13 protein-coding genes and 1 pseudogene are annotated in these 15,094 nt (G+C 38.5%); 1 reads left to right on the top strand and 13 read right to left on the bottom strand.

Annotation, left to right across the window (positions count from 1 at the left end):
- Positions 1 to 18: 18 nt before the first annotated feature.
- The 8 genes and pseudogenes from MIC7126_RS27000 to MIC7126_RS0101745 form a co-directional block, all read right to left on the bottom strand.
- A pseudogene (locus MIC7126_RS27000) lies at positions 19 to 1,160 on the bottom strand (IS4 family transposase).
- Between the two features lie 82 nt (positions 1,161 to 1,242).
- Positions 1,243 to 1,707 carry an ABC transporter substrate-binding protein gene (locus MIC7126_RS32370; protein ID WP_017651387.1) on the bottom strand — a complete coding sequence of 155 codons (465 nt, stop codon included), beginning with the start codon at positions 1,705 to 1,707 and terminating at the stop codon, positions 1,243 to 1,245.
- Between the two features lie 27 nt (positions 1,708 to 1,734).
- Positions 1,735 to 4,143 carry a TonB-dependent hemoglobin/transferrin/lactoferrin family receptor gene (locus MIC7126_RS0101720; RefSeq protein WP_017651388.1) on the bottom strand — a complete coding sequence of 803 codons (2,409 nt, stop codon included), beginning with the start codon at positions 4,141 to 4,143 and terminating at the stop codon, positions 1,735 to 1,737.
- 531 nt (positions 4,144 to 4,674) lie between these two features.
- Entirely contained in the window at positions 4,675 to 5,487 is an 813-nt protein-coding gene (locus tag MIC7126_RS0101725; protein ID WP_017651389.1) for a carbon-nitrogen hydrolase family protein, read from the bottom strand.
- A 261-nt stretch (positions 5,488 to 5,748) separates the two neighbouring features.
- A complete protein-coding gene (gene obgE, locus MIC7126_RS0101730) occupies positions 5,749 to 6,777 on the bottom strand; it encodes a GTPase ObgE (RefSeq protein WP_017651390.1) in 1,029 nt (342 codons plus the stop codon).
- A gap of 76 nt (positions 6,778 to 6,853) precedes the next feature.
- Positions 6,854 to 7,525 (bottom strand): Mo-dependent nitrogenase C-terminal domain-containing protein, encoded by a 672-nt coding sequence (locus MIC7126_RS0101735; RefSeq protein ID WP_017651391.1) that lies wholly within the window; start codon positions 7,523 to 7,525, stop codon positions 6,854 to 6,856.
- A 119-nt stretch (positions 7,526 to 7,644) separates the two neighbouring features.
- Positions 7,645 to 8,289, bottom strand: a complete 645-nt coding sequence (locus MIC7126_RS0101740; RefSeq protein WP_017651392.1) for a DUF2301 domain-containing membrane protein — start codon at positions 8,287 to 8,289, stop codon at positions 7,645 to 7,647.
- A gap of 49 nt (positions 8,290 to 8,338) precedes the next feature.
- On the bottom strand, positions 8,339 to 9,127 hold the full coding sequence (locus MIC7126_RS0101745) for an SAM hydrolase/SAM-dependent halogenase family protein (RefSeq protein WP_017651393.1): 789 nt from the start codon (positions 9,125 to 9,127) through the stop codon (positions 8,339 to 8,341).
- Positions 9,128 to 9,251: 124 nt separating this feature from the next.
- Between MIC7126_RS0101745 and pirA the strand changes: the two genes are divergently transcribed.
- On the top strand, positions 9,252 to 9,407 hold the full coding sequence (gene pirA, locus MIC7126_RS31085) for an arginine synthesis PII-interacting regulator PirA (protein ID WP_169330791.1): 156 nt from the start codon (positions 9,252 to 9,254) through the stop codon (positions 9,405 to 9,407).
- A gap of 103 nt (positions 9,408 to 9,510) precedes the next feature.
- On the opposite strand, the gene MIC7126_RS0101755 is transcribed toward pirA, so the two are convergent.
- The 5 genes from MIC7126_RS0101755 to MIC7126_RS0101775 form a co-directional block, all read right to left on the bottom strand.
- On the bottom strand, positions 9,511 to 10,686 hold the full coding sequence (locus MIC7126_RS0101755) for a glycosyltransferase family 61 protein (RefSeq protein WP_017651395.1): 1,176 nt from the start codon (positions 10,684 to 10,686) through the stop codon (positions 9,511 to 9,513).
- 116 nt (positions 10,687 to 10,802) lie between these two features.
- Entirely contained in the window at positions 10,803 to 11,579 is a 777-nt protein-coding gene (locus MIC7126_RS0101760) for a PIG-L deacetylase family protein (protein WP_017651396.1), read from the bottom strand.
- A gap of 41 nt (positions 11,580 to 11,620) precedes the next feature.
- On the bottom strand, positions 11,621 to 13,048 hold the full coding sequence (locus MIC7126_RS0101765; RefSeq protein ID WP_017651397.1) for a sugar transferase: 1,428 nt from the start codon (positions 13,046 to 13,048) through the stop codon (positions 11,621 to 11,623).
- Positions 13,049 to 13,176: 128 nt separating this feature from the next.
- The gene (locus MIC7126_RS0101770) at positions 13,177 to 13,791 is read right to left on the bottom strand and encodes a polyamine aminopropyltransferase (protein WP_017651398.1); all 615 of its coding nucleotides are present in this window, start codon (positions 13,789 to 13,791) and stop codon (positions 13,177 to 13,179) included.
- 83 nt (positions 13,792 to 13,874) lie between these two features.
- Entirely contained in the window at positions 13,875 to 15,035 is a 1,161-nt protein-coding gene (locus MIC7126_RS0101775) for an endo-1,4-beta-xylanase (RefSeq protein WP_017651399.1), read from the bottom strand.
- Between the last annotated feature and the right edge of the window lie 59 nt (positions 15,036 to 15,094).

The following is a 15,094-nucleotide window of genomic DNA, read 5'->3' on the forward strand; positions in this document are numbered from 1 at the left end:
AAGGGGAGACGAAATAAGCTACAATATAGATTCAATAAGCTTCATGGCTCTTAAACCTTGTTGATAATGCTTCCACTTATTACGATTAATTCTCATTAATTGTGTGACTAAATCAATACAGCTATCCTTGAAATGTACCCATGTTTGACCATATAAGCCGATATAAAAACTACTGTGTCTCCGTTGAGAACGACTCCTTTCTTTAATCCGAGCTATATATTTTTGGATTCCTTTGCGTTTAATAAGTTGACCATTAATTGTTGCAGAGGTGTAAGCGATCGCTATCAACAAAACTAGAGAAATAAAACGTTCACCTTGAACATTAGTGTTTTCTAAGTTATAGCCACCTGTTTTGAAATCTCTAAACATTTCTTCAATATCAAATCGCTTTTTGTAAGCAGCAATTGCTGACTCTAGGGTGTCAAAATTTGTTAAAATAAACCATGCTTCTTTGGGTGCTACTCCGTTAATTTTACGTTGCCACTTACCAGCCACATTAAAACTGATAAAACCCTGAGTCTTTGTTACCTTAACTCCCTTGATAAAAAAGATACTCCAGGAGTTAATCCTAAACTGCTTAACTCCATAAACATATCTTGTTTAATTTCTACAAATTCATTCTTTTTCAATCGCAAACAAAAATATACATCCTTGCTCTGAAGGTACTTTGCTAGTTTTACCGAGCAAAATTCTCTATCCCCCAACACACAGATTTTATAATCTTTCAATATTGCTATAACTGGCGATAATATTTTCTGCTGTTCCGTGAGATTACTACTACCTAATTTGGGCAGCAAACTAAAATATATTGGTATGGCTCTTTTATCCCAAATCACGCTGACCATTAATAAGTTTATCCGACTCCAATTAGTCCTATCAATTGCTATATAAATAATTTTTTCATTCTGGAAGTAGTTTGCTATTAGTTCTTGAATAATTGGCAACCAAACTTTTTCAATTGTGAGATTTGGTAATGATAAAAATCTTTGTATTCTTTTTCTTCTGCTTTCAAATTTAATTCCCAAAGGTAGCGCATTCGCTAATTTTTCTAAAGTTACTTCTTTGATTGACTGCAACAGATGTATCAAAATTTTTAGCAACAGATATTCTGCTAAACTCAATTGACTTTTTAAGTGCTTTTGGTACAATATAGCTAACATTATCATTAAGTAGGTCTTATTGACAAAACTAGACCTACCTTTTTCTATCACAAAACGCTACCCATCTTATACACCAAGCTTTTTAGGCTGTTTCGTCTCCCCTCCAGGCTTCTAAAGCTTCCCAGCTATCAACTTTAGTCAACAAAGTATTAATTCCCAACTGTTTTAATTTTTCAGTTGTTTGATTAGAAAAACCCTCAGCACCAATCACTAAATCTGGCTTCAGTGCGACAATTTTTTCGAGATTTGGTTGTATTTGTCCTTCGCTGACACGGACAATCTTTTTAAATCTTGAATCTTTATTCAATAAACTTCCGCCTGTGATACCAACAAGTTTGGTTCGATCAAGTCGAGCGATGATATCCGCAGATAAAGATGTGAGAGCAACGACTTTTTTGACTTGCGCTTTCTGCGATTTGAGAGAGATATTACTGACTGTTTGATTTTGGGCGATCGCTCTATCTTGCGGATTGATAAAATCTCTGTAAGCAGTCGTCATTAAAGCGGTCAACATCACGATGCTAGCTATAATTTGATTACGTCGCATAAATGTCCCCTCATTCAATATTCAAAACTAAAATCGCACTGTCAAACTTGCTGTCAGACTAATACCTGGCTGAGTAAATAAATCAATATTAGGGTCAGTTGCACTTAAACCTCGAACATCTCCACGTCGCCAATATTTTTCATTCAAAATGTTAAATATACCAATATTGATTGTCGCATTTTCACTCAGGTTATAGTAACTGATTAAATCAAGAGTAAAATAGCTTTCTGGAACAAAGGGATTAGGCACATCTGTAGTTCTAGGAACCCTAGGACTACTAGCATAGGTGGTAATTAATTCAGTTCCCCACACATCTTGAGGTGAGCGATATCGTAGTCCCGCTACTAATCTCAATGGGTCAATAGAAGCCAGGGGCTGATTAGTTTGTAAGTCGTCACCGACAGCATAACTTGTACTGGCTAACAAGCTAAAACCAGAACCCAAGGGTAATTCGCCTTTGGCTTCTAAACCATAAATACGCACTTCACCACGATTCACAGTTTGAAATGTACCCACAGCTAAACCTGATGTGGGAATAACTCTACCAAAGGTATCAATAAAGTTATTATATGTATTATAAAAACCGCTGAAACTGAATTTACCAGCAGGGAAAGAGCCTCGTATTCCTAATTCAAAATTATTGCTACTCTCTGGTTTTAAATCTGGGTTGGGAATGACTGTATATAAGCCAGGATTAGTGAACGCAGGGTTAATATCTTCGGCGGTAGGAGCGCGGAAACCACGGGAATATTGAGCAAAGGTCGTTAGTTCTGGTGTTAATTTATAAACTAAGCCTAATTTCGGTGATATGGCGGAATCTGAAAATTTTGATGTGGGAAAATTTCGAGAAGAATTGCGATAAATTTGGTCAGGTTGGGGATTGAGACTATAGGAATCGTAGCGAATTCCAGGAATGAGAGTCAGATTCCCCCAAGTAATTTCATCTTGGAGATAAATCCCAAATTTAGTATTTTCTGTATCAGCGATATCTTTAACAGGAAATGCATCCGGCCCGACTACATTTGTTCTCAAACCAATCACTCCAGGACTGGCTATATTCTCTTGAAAACCATCGCGCAACCGAGATGTTTTTGTTTGAGAAACTTCTGCACCATATACTAATTTGTGAATTAAGCTTCCTGTATCAAAGTTACTTTCTAACTGTAAATCGCCGCCAAATGTATTTTGTTGATAACTGGAGTTGCGGTAGCGACGACGGTTTACTTCTCCCGTAGCAATCGGTGCGGTAGCGCGGCGTAATTCGTTTGATTCTTCTGTGGTGATGGCGTCTTGATAATAAATTTGGCTACGTAAGACTTGAAAAAATAATGAATTGTTGGGATTATCGTATTCGTAACTTAAGTTATATCGATTGCGTTTTGTTTTGTCTGTGGCGTTTAAATTATCTGTACGCACACCTAAGTTAATTCCTCGTGATGTGAGCACATCTGTGTTGGTAGTGAGGTTAATGAATTCTCCTGTAAGTTTGATTTTTTGAAAATCACTAAGGTTAAAAACTAGTTTTGCTAACCAACTATTGGCGCTGCTAACTTGGGGGTTAGGAGTGCGGGAGCTATTAATTTGGGGTTCATAACCATCGCGTCTTGTATACACTAATAACCCTTCTACATCACCTGATCTACCTGCTACAGTTGCTGTTTCAGCAATACCTCTGTTGCTACTGTCGTAGGCAAACTTATTGCTAAAATAGGCATCATCTCCCGATTCTTGTAGATAATCTTCAGGATCTTTCGTAATAAAGGTGACGACACCACCAATCGCATCGCTACCATAAAGAGTTGATGCTGAACCGCGAATAATTTCTGCTCGTTTGAGAGTTTCGATATCTACATAATTTCTTCCTAACCGAGTGCTACCAAAACTAAAGGATTCCGGTAAACGTACTCCATCAACTTGCAATAAAATTCGGTTCCCATCAATACCGCGAATGTTAAAATCTTGAAACCCATAACGTCGCGGATCTCCGCTAGTTGATACTCCTGGTTCATAACGAATTAAATCATCTAAGTTCTGAATCAGTCGATTATCAATATCATCAGTATCAATTACAGTTATGGTTCCTGGTGAATCGTCCACTGAACGCGGTGTTTTAGTTCCAGTAACGGTAATTTCAATATCTGTCGTCTCCTCTTGATTTTGTGCTAGCTGTTTACATTTATCCAGTTGATTTTTTTCATCCTCATTTCTATTTTGAGATGCTGGCTGACAGTTTTGATTTTGATTTGTTTCCGGCTGTTGTGTTAGTAACTTTGCACTTGTAGCGGGAAGTTCTATTTCACTTATTTGGGGAATATTAGTAATAGTTATGGAAGGCTTTTTTTCTTCATTGTTAATATTTTTTGATTCTGCAAATGCTGTTGGTATTGCGGCGATATTAACTAAGGCTAAATTAACAAGTAAAAGATAAAGTTTCACTATTTTAATTCCTATAGGTATATTTTTGTTAAAGTGAAAAAACTTCGCACGACAATAGATCTGTAGCTACAGATTTGAAAAAGCTTAATTCAGCTAGTGTTTAATTCTTGTCTCTGTTCTTTAAAGAATACTCAAGTACCAAACGTTACGCAGATATCAGCATCCCTTCGGCTCAAGCTACCAATTAACCAATTCCAGGCTGTTTTTGCTGATCACCAGCATTACAGCAAATAGAGAATACGATGCTCTCACAAATAAACAGAAATAGTTATCAACAAACTTCCCGACTAACTGGGTAAAGAAACCCACAGCCGGAATTAGCAACCTCAATACTGCCATTTTTACCAGAAATATTCTTAATAAGTATGTAAATGATTTAATCAGTATTGCTAGATATTGTCAAATAATTCGCAGCAGTGCGGCGACAAAAACAGTTTAGAGTTAAGAAATATTAAGCCAGTGTTCAAACAAAATGCGAGACGTTGCCATGCAACGTCTCCACTAAAGGTCTACACTCACCCTTGACTATGATTAAAATACCCGGTGTTGTAAAGAGGGCATTTGTCGGCGGACTTGTTCGAGGCGAGTGGGTTTGATTTCGGCGATCGCTATTCCCGGTTGTTCGCCAGCATCGGCTAAAATCACTCCCCAAGGGTCGATAATCATGGCGTGACCGTGGGTTTGACGGCGTGCATAATGAGTCCCTGTTTGCGCGGGAGCAATCACGTAGCAGGTATTTTCAATCGCTCTGGCTTGTAGTAATGTTTGCCAATGGTCTTTACCCGTGAAAGCCGTAAAGGCTGCAGGCACAAATATGACATCAGAACCCTTATCTGATAAATGTCGGTACAGTTCAGGGAAGCGGACATCATAGCAAATAGAAAGTCCTAAATTGCCGAATTTTTCCGAGAAATGCACTGGAGGTAATTGCTCACCAGCCATAACCGTGCTGGATTCTTGATAGGTGTTACCATCAGGAACATTCACATCAAATAAATGTACTTTTTGATACCTAGCAATTTCCTGACCGCTAGGATCAATCAGTATAGTGGTATTATATGCCTTGCCTGTGTTACCTACAGGCACTGGAAAGCTGCCACCCAAGATGGTAACTTGAAAGCGTTGCGCCATTTTTTTGAGAAATATTTCGCTTTCGCGGGCGATCGCATCCCCTTGAGCAAGTTTATCTTTTTCCTCACCCATAAAGGAAAAGTTTTCCGGCAAACCCACCAACTCAGCACCTCGACGCACAGCCAGATCAATTAACTCTTCTGTCTGTACTAAGTTTTTCTGCAGGTCTGGCACACTTGTCAATTGGATAGCAGCAGCTAAATACGACTTCATAGATTCAACAACAAACAGTGGATTTATGCGGGGTAGACTCTCAAATATATCTTTGCTTGGACAACTGTGGAGCTGAATGAGAATTACCTCAGCTTACAAGAGTGCCGATCTCAACTTTCCCCATGTCAATCATCCTATGGGTGATGGAAAATTGCGTCACATCTAGGCTAATTTGTGAGCAAATCTTGATAAATGCTGCTAACTCTGGGATGTGAAGGTGAGGAAGGATGAATTTTCATTCCCCATCAGCAACACCCACCACTACCCAATCATCTCTGCTTGCTCCACAACATTAATTTCATCAAGAATTTGCCAAATTTCTTGTAACATCGGCTCTAACCCATTGCGAGTCACCGCTGAAATGATAAAAACGGGAGCTTGAGAAAGATGATGCAGTTGAGTAGCTAAAGCTGCTAAATCTACCAATTCCTGGTCAACAGCATCAATTTTGTTCAGTGCTAAAATCTGCGGACGCTGTGCTAAACCTCGCCCATACGCTTGCAATTCTTGCTTAATTGTGTTGTAGTCGCCCACCACATCTTCACTAGTAGCATCAATTAAGTGCAACAGCACCCGTGTGCGTTCAATGTGGCGTAAGAAATCGTGTCCCAGACCCGCTCCATGAGCAGCGCCTGCAATTAATCCGGGAATATCAGCAAACACTGTCCCATCTCCTGATGGTTTGCGGACTACACCCAAATTAGGAATTAAGGTAGTAAAGGGATAATCAGCGATTTTAGGACGTGCAGCGGATAAAGAGGAAATCAAGGTAGATTTACCCGCATTCGGTAATCCAATAATTCCCACTTCTGCTAACAATTTTAACTCCAAGCGTAGCACCTTCATTTCCCCTGGTAGTCCAGGGAGAGAGTATTCTGGGGCGCGGTTGCGGTTACTCAAAAAATGCTGGTTTCCCAATCCGCCTTTACCACCTTCGGCTACCAAAAAAGGTTTTCCCGGCTCGACTAAATCTCCCAGCAATGCTCCGGTACTAGCATCGTAAATGGCTGTACCACAAGGAACTTCAACAATTAAATCTTTTCCACCTGCACCGGTGCAATTATTCGGCCCACCACGAGCGCCATTCTCGGCTTTAAACAGGTGGTTATATCTAAAATCTAGTAGGGTTTGCAGGTTTTCTACCGCCACGAAAATCACTGAACCACCGCGCCCGCCATTACCGCCAGAGGGGCCACCTGCGGGTACGTATTTTTCGCGGCGAAAGGCGACGATACCATCGCCACCCTTACCTGCTTCAACTTCAATTACGGATTGATCGATAAATTGCATAGTTAGTCTATGGTTAATAGTCCCAAGTTAATAGTCCAGAGTCTAGGGTCAAAAACTTTGGACTCTTGACTATTAACTAAATATATGGTGAAACATCTTCGCCACACTCATCTGCTAGGTAGGAGAGAGCACGAAAACGCAAGCCTACCATTTGTTCATAGAGGGGGTTAATTTTGCACAATGGGGGAATATGCACAATTTTGTGTTTAAACAGGGTAATATCGCGCTCAAAAGGGCATTGAGAAGGTATCATTTTACATAAAAAGCGAGCCACTGCGGGGTCTTGGATGTCCAATCCATCTAGCCAGTTACGTATGGGGGTGAGTGTGTCGGGCGCGGGTGCTTTGGGAGCAGTTGGAGCGATCGCTACTTGCTCTGGAGTTTCCAGGGTTTGGCGTAGAGCTTTAAGGATATCGTCGGGTTGTTCTAGGGCTTGGCAAAACTGATGCAGTACTTGGTCTTCGCTTGGTGAATATGTACCGTCAGCGATCGCTACCATCACTGCTGTGCGTAAAAAGTTCTCCGCTGCTGGTGTACCTTTACCTATTATTGTAGCTAATTGTGCAGGCTCAATTACTTCGAGTGATTCCGAGTTAAGGCCCGGTGCTAATTGATCTTGAGTAATGCTAGCAATCGATTGTTGTTCTTGACTATCGAAGTTACCATCTGCCCAAGCGATCGTCAGCAGTCCACGCAACCAAGCGGCTATTTGTTCACTGGTATAAGGAGATTGAACGATACTTTCCATAAACTCACGCCTCAAGCTGTCTTTTGACGAAATTCCCCAATCCCCACAATAGTACAGTGGTGAGTGGTGATTGTCATTCGTTAATGGTTTAGCGATCGCCCTGATGAACTAAATGATTCTCAGTGTTGTCCTTGCAAATAACTAAATACAGACTTATCTCCAATATCTGGAGGTATGGCTTGTACTGACTTCCGCAAAGCAAATATCAAAAATAAAATTGCCCAAATACCTAAGAGTACCTCTTCCCATGGAGTAGGTAAAATCCCCACTAAATGTCCTAACAACAGTAACGGCACGATTAGTGTTAATATTTTTGTTTCTAGGCGATTAAAGCAAAAAGCTTCTTTAAAATAAATACCTGTCAAAGCAGCGAAGGTGAAACCGACTGCAAAGAGAGCCATTGGCTGATGATAAATGCTCACAGCCAAAGGTGCGTTGCTAGAAAATGCCAATATTACCGATGCAATGCTACCGATCGCCCAAAAAACTTGTAAAACTCGATGTAGCAGCGCCATGTAAATATGGATAGTTAGTAGACTAACGCCAAGGGCGAGACTAAAACAAGCATATAGTGGGGTCAGTAGGTGAAAAATGTTTGGGTCGTTGCTCGACAGAACGAAAGCACTACCGATGGCAAAGCTGAGTGCTGCTACCATTAACCCACTGCGGTAGATGATCACACCCGTGCGATCGCTTTGAGTAATGGTAAATTCCCCAAACTGACCTTGATATACTTCTGGTGCAGATACTGTTTGCATAGCCATATAAATAAAGATATAGATGAGGAGTTGTGAATTATCCCTCTTATCCAGTTTAATAATTAATGACTTCTACAGTATCTTCCCAGTTAATCTGCAATTGTAAGTTGGCGTTACCACCATTGATGGCAATTTCTACCCAGCCGTGACTTCCAACTAAAGCGATCGCCTCACCCATCTGCACATCACCGTAGGTTTCACGCCCTGGTATCCTTAACCCACTGACTTGTACACACCAATTTTGGCCTTGGATGTCACTTTTGGGGATATTACTAACTAAGTTCCCAAAGTGGTCAATATATTGAATGTAACCCACTACCCCGGTGGTTGTTTTTTGGCGATCGCGGATATGTAGACTTACCAAAGTTTGACAATCAATTTCGCGTCCTAACCATTGCAGAGGTGTACCGCTGGCTAATCTAGCCCCAACTGCTGCAAAGATATCTCTACCATGAAAAGTTTTGCTTGGTTGTGGAGTTCTCCAATAATCAGCATTTGTCAGTTCGACAGCGCTAATTGCTGGACTTTGACTGAGTACCCCACTAAATATGCCGTTATCCGGCCCTACCAAAAATCCTTGAGCAAATTCTACAGCGATCGCCCTTCGCGCACCACCGACACCCGGATCTACTACCGCCACATGCACTGTCCCTTCTGGGAAGTAGGAGTAAGCATTCATCAAGCAAAATCTACCTGCGACGATATTTTGCGGCGGTATCTGATGGGTTAAGTCTACTATCGTCAGCCCAGAGTTGATTTGAGCCACAACCCCTTTCATCACGCCCACATACACGTCGCGATCGCCAAAGTCACTCAGTAAGGTGAGGAGTCTTTCTGGTTTCATCTGCTGTTTTCACATAACTTTTTAGAAAATTACACTAAAAAAATATTTTCTGTAACAACAGCTACAAAATTTATGCTATGTTATGATTACAAGACATATAAAACCAACTAAAGAGGTAATCACTATGAGTACTAATAGAATGCAAGCTATGACGAATGCAAAAGACGCTCATAGACAGAATATTCAGAAGAGCCTAGAACATCGCCTGCAAGTAGCTAAAGCCAAAGACGATGAGAAGCTAATTCAACAGCTAGAAGCAGAGATGAAGTATTTCGGCTAAATCAAGTGTTCAGAGTTCATAGTTTTGTTGTGTTTAAACCCGCTATAGCGGGTTTTCTGTTTTCACAAAGCACGTTCAACATAGCCAAATATTGAGGCTCTCACTAGGTGTTTGTCACAGTTTGTACATCTACAGAAGATAAGGCATTAATTACCTCTTCTACATTCACAATAATGTCAGAGCGTAGAGGATCTTTATGACTGACTCCTCCAGTGACAATCTTTTTATAAACCAAACCTATTTTGTGGGATAAATTTTCATACATTTTTGGTTGAAATTCATAGTTAAATATCTCCACAACCTTAGTTCCTGGTTGACAAAAAACCAAATTCCCTAGCCCCGCACCATGTGCTGCGACAATAGCTTCTGCAGTTGCAAAAATACCAATTTGCTCACACAAAGAATAATTAGTTGCGGAAATTGAAATAAAACCAAGTTTTTCTAAAGCCTGAATTAATTCATCTTCATTCAAAATTATGCGATTATTAATTGCATCTTTCCTATTAATATAAATTTGCCTAGAATTTAGTTGTGAATTGATGGCTTTTTTAAGAAAGGACTGCCGTAAAAAATTGCAAATCCATCCGGGAATAGGTTCTGTACCTGCTTCAACCGGATGATCAGTAACTATTAATTTTTTAGTTTTAATCCGAGGATAAGACGTACTTTCAATAGTCCGTTCTAGATCGATATCTAAATATTTTAATGTTTCTCGTTGGAATGAATACTGCAAAGACGGCACAAAAAATAAATCTATCTCATCATACAACCCAGCTAACCTTAAAAGATGCAATCTCGGAAGACAATCAAATAGCCAGTGAAAATAATTATATTCACCTGCTCCTCCTGTGACCATTGAAAACACAGTACCATCGATTTTTTTGGAAATAGTATAAAAATGTCTTTTGGTAAAAATATTATTCCTTCTAGGTGGTAAAATTCGTCCTGATTCCCATTGCCATGATGCGCCCGACACCAACATCTTATCTCTGTTGATGACAGCTATACTAACATCTAAATCTGTGTCAATCTTAGAATCAAATGTTACATATATATTGTATTGTGAAGCTTGATCCAGATTTATTATTTGTCGATAATCTTTGTTGTCATTATCTTCAGACATCTCAAGATAAATAACTCCTGAAGGTTTATAAAAATATCTATAAACGGGATTAGTGAGTAAGCGATATAGCTTTTTGATAACTTTAGCTAAGACACCACTCATTTTTTCTTTTTTGAGTTTTGATTGGAGGATGTTGATTGCGCTCAAGATTTTCATGGCAAGTATTGTTGTTACGAAGCACCCTAAAAAATAAAAACGTTTTTATTTAGAAATGTGCCAGTTTTCATTAAGCACACTTCCGAATATTGTAATTAGCAGGAAAATTCAAACATTCATTTAACCTTAAAGAAAATTTCATTAGGATTAAAGAAAAGTTTGACAAAACCTGGAGGTAAACATTCAAGTTGGGAACGATAAGCAGCTATAGCTTGAGTTTTTTTATGCTGTACTGACGAAATGGATAGTTGGTAAGCAGCAGATAAATATTGCAACTTCAGTTGTACAAACAGTGGAGATTCCCAAAATAACCAAATCGCATACTGTAGTAAATCTATAGTAATTTTAGCCTGATTGATTGCTTCCTTAACTAACTCATATGTCGCTTGATGATCTGCATGTGAATCTTTACGGTGAGGAACGTATACTTCTTCTGGTTGATAAGTTTTGAAAAGTTGAACTATTTGTGCAATTGTCTTTTTTCTTTCTTCTGTTTGTAAACTTTGTAATTGACCATCTGGCTTTTGTAAAAAGTGAATTTCTGACGCAGCAACACCTAATATTCCCAGTGCTGTTATCGCCTCTTGCTGACGCATTTCGATGATTTTATCTTTGGAGAGCGGCTTAGAACCACCGCAACCATGACCATCTGTAATAAAAACTACAACTACTGGTGTTCCCTGTTCGCGTTTGAGCGAAATCATTCCTCCACAACCAAACGTCTCATCATCCTGGTGAGGAGAAAAAACCATAGTCGATTTCTGATTGATTTTTAAAACTTCACTATGGTGTTGTAATATCCATCTATTTACCGAGCGAGAGTGGATGTATTGAACTCGGTGCAAAAACTTTTCGGGAATGACTCTTTTCAACCCACGGAGGATTTTTTGCATTTTTATCAACCACTAATTTATTTCAACGTCCCAGCATTTATTTAATAAGCACCAGTCTTTTGCAAGACTACACCCACAGTTTTAAACAAAATTTTCAAATCTAGACCAATAGACCAATTTTCAATGTATGAAATATCTAATTTGACTCCATCTTCAAAATTATCGATATCCGAGCGACCTGAAACCTGCCATAATCCGGTAATTCCCGGAAGCACTTCTTGTCGAATAAAGTGTTTTGTTTTAAATTTTTCTACATCTCTAATCGGCAAAGGACGTGGCCCAACTAGACTCATTTCGCAAAGTAATACATTAAAAATTTGTGGTAATTCATCCAAGCTGTAACGACGGAGAAATTTTCCAACTCTCGTCACTCTGGGATCTCCCTTTAATTTAAACAAAACACCATCTTTAATTTCATTTTTAGCTTCTAAGGATGACTGTAATTTTTCAGCATTAACAATCATTGTCCGGAATTTCCATATCTCGAATGGCTGACAATGTAGACCAATTCTCTTCTGTTTAAAAAAGACTGGACCAGGAGAATCTAACTTAATCAAGATGGCGATGAACAAATAAACAGGTGCAAGTATAAATAACAAAATAGTGGCGCAAAAAAGGTCAAAGCCACGTTTTACCCAAAAATCGCCGCCAACAATAATTGGTGCTGGAATTGACAAACAAGCTACTTCACCAACTTTAGATAGTACGGAATTAGAGGGAAGAACCTCTTTATCTGTGGGCAAAATCCAGATAGTAATACCAGCATTCATGAAATGCCAAGAAATATATAAACGATTCTTAATTGCATTCCAAGAAATAAAAACTTCAACAATCCCTTGTTTCCGAAGAGATTCTAACGTAGCTTCTCGATTATCTCTGTCGAGAGAACTAGCCTCAGCTACTCCCATCAGTGTGTAACAGTTTTCTTTTTCAATTAACCTAACGCTATTTTCCTGGTCTTCTAAATCTGTAATCAGAAAAACTGGATGACGAACTGACCCCCGTTTACGTACTAGGTTAGTCGCAACATCAAATATCCAGCGATCTAAGCTGATGAAAATTATAGAAAATAGCCAAAAAAGTATAAAGGTTGAGCGAGATATGTAGCGATTTGGTTCGTAGAGAAATGCAATTAACAGCAGCAAACATTCTGATAGCGATACTACTTTTATCAGCCGGAAGTAGTTGCGACGTTCAACACCAGCATCATATAGTCCCTGGGCTGACAACATTCCTATTACTACTATTAAAGTTAGTATCTGGAATGATAAATTTTCAGTCCATTTAGATTCTAATGGAGTTCCTAAAGATACTGCTAACTCCCATGCAAACTTTAAGGAAATAATATCCAGCAACACAAGTGTTACTACGCGGAGTACTTTAATTGCTAGTCCTTTTTGAACTCGCGTGTCTTTAGCTGATCTTAAATCAGGCTTAAAATTAACGATTGATAAATATTTGTATGTCATAAACTATCTCCCTGATGGATTGATTGTGTTCTAACTTTGATATCGTTTGCGCTTAATATGGAGTTGCAATTATTTTAAGACTTTTATTAAAAAAATTTTAGACAGCATTCCCCGCATTAAAGTAATTTTTAAGCAAAAGGTTTTATGTAGAAATTAAACGTGTGGCTCATAGTTGCCGGCGTTAAATATTCAGTTGTCTGAAGAGGAGGAAAGAAATAAGGTGCAAATTTCTTCAGCGCTTGACACTCTTGAAGCACAGGAAAAGGTTTATGTTCTGGTACGTCATTCCAGCCAAATACTAAAATTCCCCCCTGACGCAGGCAATTAAAACACTGCTTGAAAGATTCTTCAGTATCTTCTCTGCTATTAATTCCCCACCCAAAAACGCCATTATAGATAATTAAATCAAAAAAATCATTTTCAATATATTTACCTAGGTTTTGTAGCCCATCAATAATATGGTTTTTAGAACCATATATTTTTTTATTAGGGTCAATTTCTATTGTCCAATATTCTTGATTTTTAAACAGACTACTATATGATTTTGTATACCAACCACAACCAACAAATAGAACTCTAGACAACTTATTTTCTGAAATAAAATAAGGAATGATTGTGTTTTCAAGTATTAAGCGGTCTGGAGAATCTAAACGTAATCCATAATTTTTAAATCTCAACAATTTAATTACATTATAGAATCCTATAATTTTAGGAATTACTGTAGTGTTTTTATTTGTAAACATGGCAAATTCACTTGATATTATTTGATAATTGACTATTTTTTGTGAAATTTATCACAATCTAGATGCTGAATTTAATTTAGAAGTTAACGTTTTAGAGCTTTATCGAAAACTCTGGAGATCGCATTCCATGCAAACTTACGTTGAAAATTGGAGTCTAGCGGTAAGGGACGCACGGGTTTACCATCTGCGCGAGGACTCTCCCAAGAAAGCCAAGTGTATTTATCAGTTAATCCCCACGTAATTACGGCGATTACTGCTGGCTCTTGCAGAACGGTTGAGAGATAATCTTCATAGACACTGGCAATAATGCGATCGCGCTCGTCTATATTTGCAGGTAAATCTTTGTCTACCACATCCAATTCTGTCACCATAATCTTTAAACCAAGATTGGCGACATCTTTGAGAAACTTTCTTAGTTTAGTAAAGTTAAACTTTTTATCAGGTGCTAAATGAGATTGAATTCCCAGAGCATGAATCGGCGTACCTTTAGATTTCAGATGTTTGAGCAATTTCAAAACAGCCGCTCGTTTTGCTTCATCTTCAGGAGTATCATGCTCGATACCATAGTCGTTATAAACAAGTAAAGCTTTGGGATCGTTTTTAGCAGCCAATCTAAACGCAAGGTCAATATAATCAGGCCCTAAAAACTTTAACCACGGTGTCACCCTTAAACCGTCTTGACGCCCATCATTAGGCTCAATCGCCTCATTTAAAACGTCCCAAGAATGAATTTTTCCAGCATAACGTTTAACAATCGTTGATACGTGGTTGCTTAAAATATTTTGGATTTCTTTAGAAGTAGTTTTAGGGTTGTTAAATTTATCAGTTAACCACTTAGGGTTAGCTTGATACCACACTAAAGGATGTCCACGCAAAAGCATTGAATTTTGAGAAGCAAACTTGGCAAAAAAGTCAGTTTCTGCAAAGTTAAAAGTACTAGAAGTTGGTCGAGTTTCAACTGCATAAAACCCTGCTACTAAAATACCACACTCCTTGCTAGTAGACAACTGTAATTGTTGATCTTTTGTTAACTCTGCCCCTGGGTGTGCCCCATAAACTAATCCTTTCACATTAGAAATTTTGCGTAAAGCAGCATTATTAATCACTGAAAAATTTCTTTTAGGATTAAATTGAGCATAAACGGGATTATCAAATTTATTAGTACAATTATACAAAAATGTACTAGTCAAAGATCCTAAATAAAATAGAAAATTTCGCCTGTTAATTATACGATATCTAACCATGACAAGTATTTGATTTCCAGTACAAATTTTGATTGTGAACTTACGTAATTTTATTGCGT

The organism is Fortiea contorta PCC 7126 (assembly GCF_000332295.1).
GTDB classification, from domain to species: Bacteria; Cyanobacteriota; Cyanobacteriia; order Cyanobacteriales; family Nostocaceae; genus Fortiea; species Fortiea contorta.

Coding starts and splice junctions, on each gene's coding strand:
- MIC7126_RS0101770 (WP_017651398.1), bottom strand. CDS start 13,791: ATGTTTACAAATAAAAACACTACAGTAATTCCTAAAATTATAGGATTC.
- MIC7126_RS0101745 (WP_017651393.1), bottom strand. CDS start 9,127: ATGAAACCAGAAAGACTCCTCACCTTACTGAGTGACTTTGGCGATCGC.
- MIC7126_RS0101760 (WP_017651396.1), bottom strand. CDS start 11,579: ATGCAAAAAATCCTCCGTGGGTTGAAAAGAGTCATTCCCGAAAAGTTT.
- MIC7126_RS0101755 (WP_017651395.1), bottom strand. CDS start 10,686: ATGAAAATCTTGAGCGCAATCAACATCCTCCAATCAAAACTCAAAAAA.
- MIC7126_RS0101775 (WP_017651399.1), bottom strand. CDS start 15,035: ATGGTTAGATATCGTATAATTAACAGGCGAAATTTTCTATTTTATTTA.
- MIC7126_RS0101765 (WP_017651397.1), bottom strand. CDS start 13,048: ATGACATACAAATATTTATCAATCGTTAATTTTAAGCCTGATTTAAGA.
- MIC7126_RS0101740 (WP_017651392.1), bottom strand. CDS start 8,289: ATGGCTATGCAAACAGTATCTGCACCAGAAGTATATCAAGGTCAGTTT.
- MIC7126_RS0101735 (WP_017651391.1), bottom strand. CDS start 7,525: ATGGAAAGTATCGTTCAATCTCCTTATACCAGTGAACAAATAGCCGCT.
- MIC7126_RS32370 (WP_017651387.1), bottom strand. CDS start 1,707: ATGCGACGTAATCAAATTATAGCTAGCATCGTGATGTTGACCGCTTTA.
- pirA (WP_169330791.1), top strand. CDS start 9,252: ATGAGTACTAATAGAATGCAAGCTATGACGAATGCAAAAGACGCTCAT.
- obgE (WP_017651390.1), bottom strand. CDS start 6,777: ATGCAATTTATCGATCAATCCGTAATTGAAGTTGAAGCAGGTAAGGGT.
- MIC7126_RS0101725 (WP_017651389.1), bottom strand. CDS start 5,487: ATGAAGTCGTATTTAGCTGCTGCTATCCAATTGACAAGTGTGCCAGAC.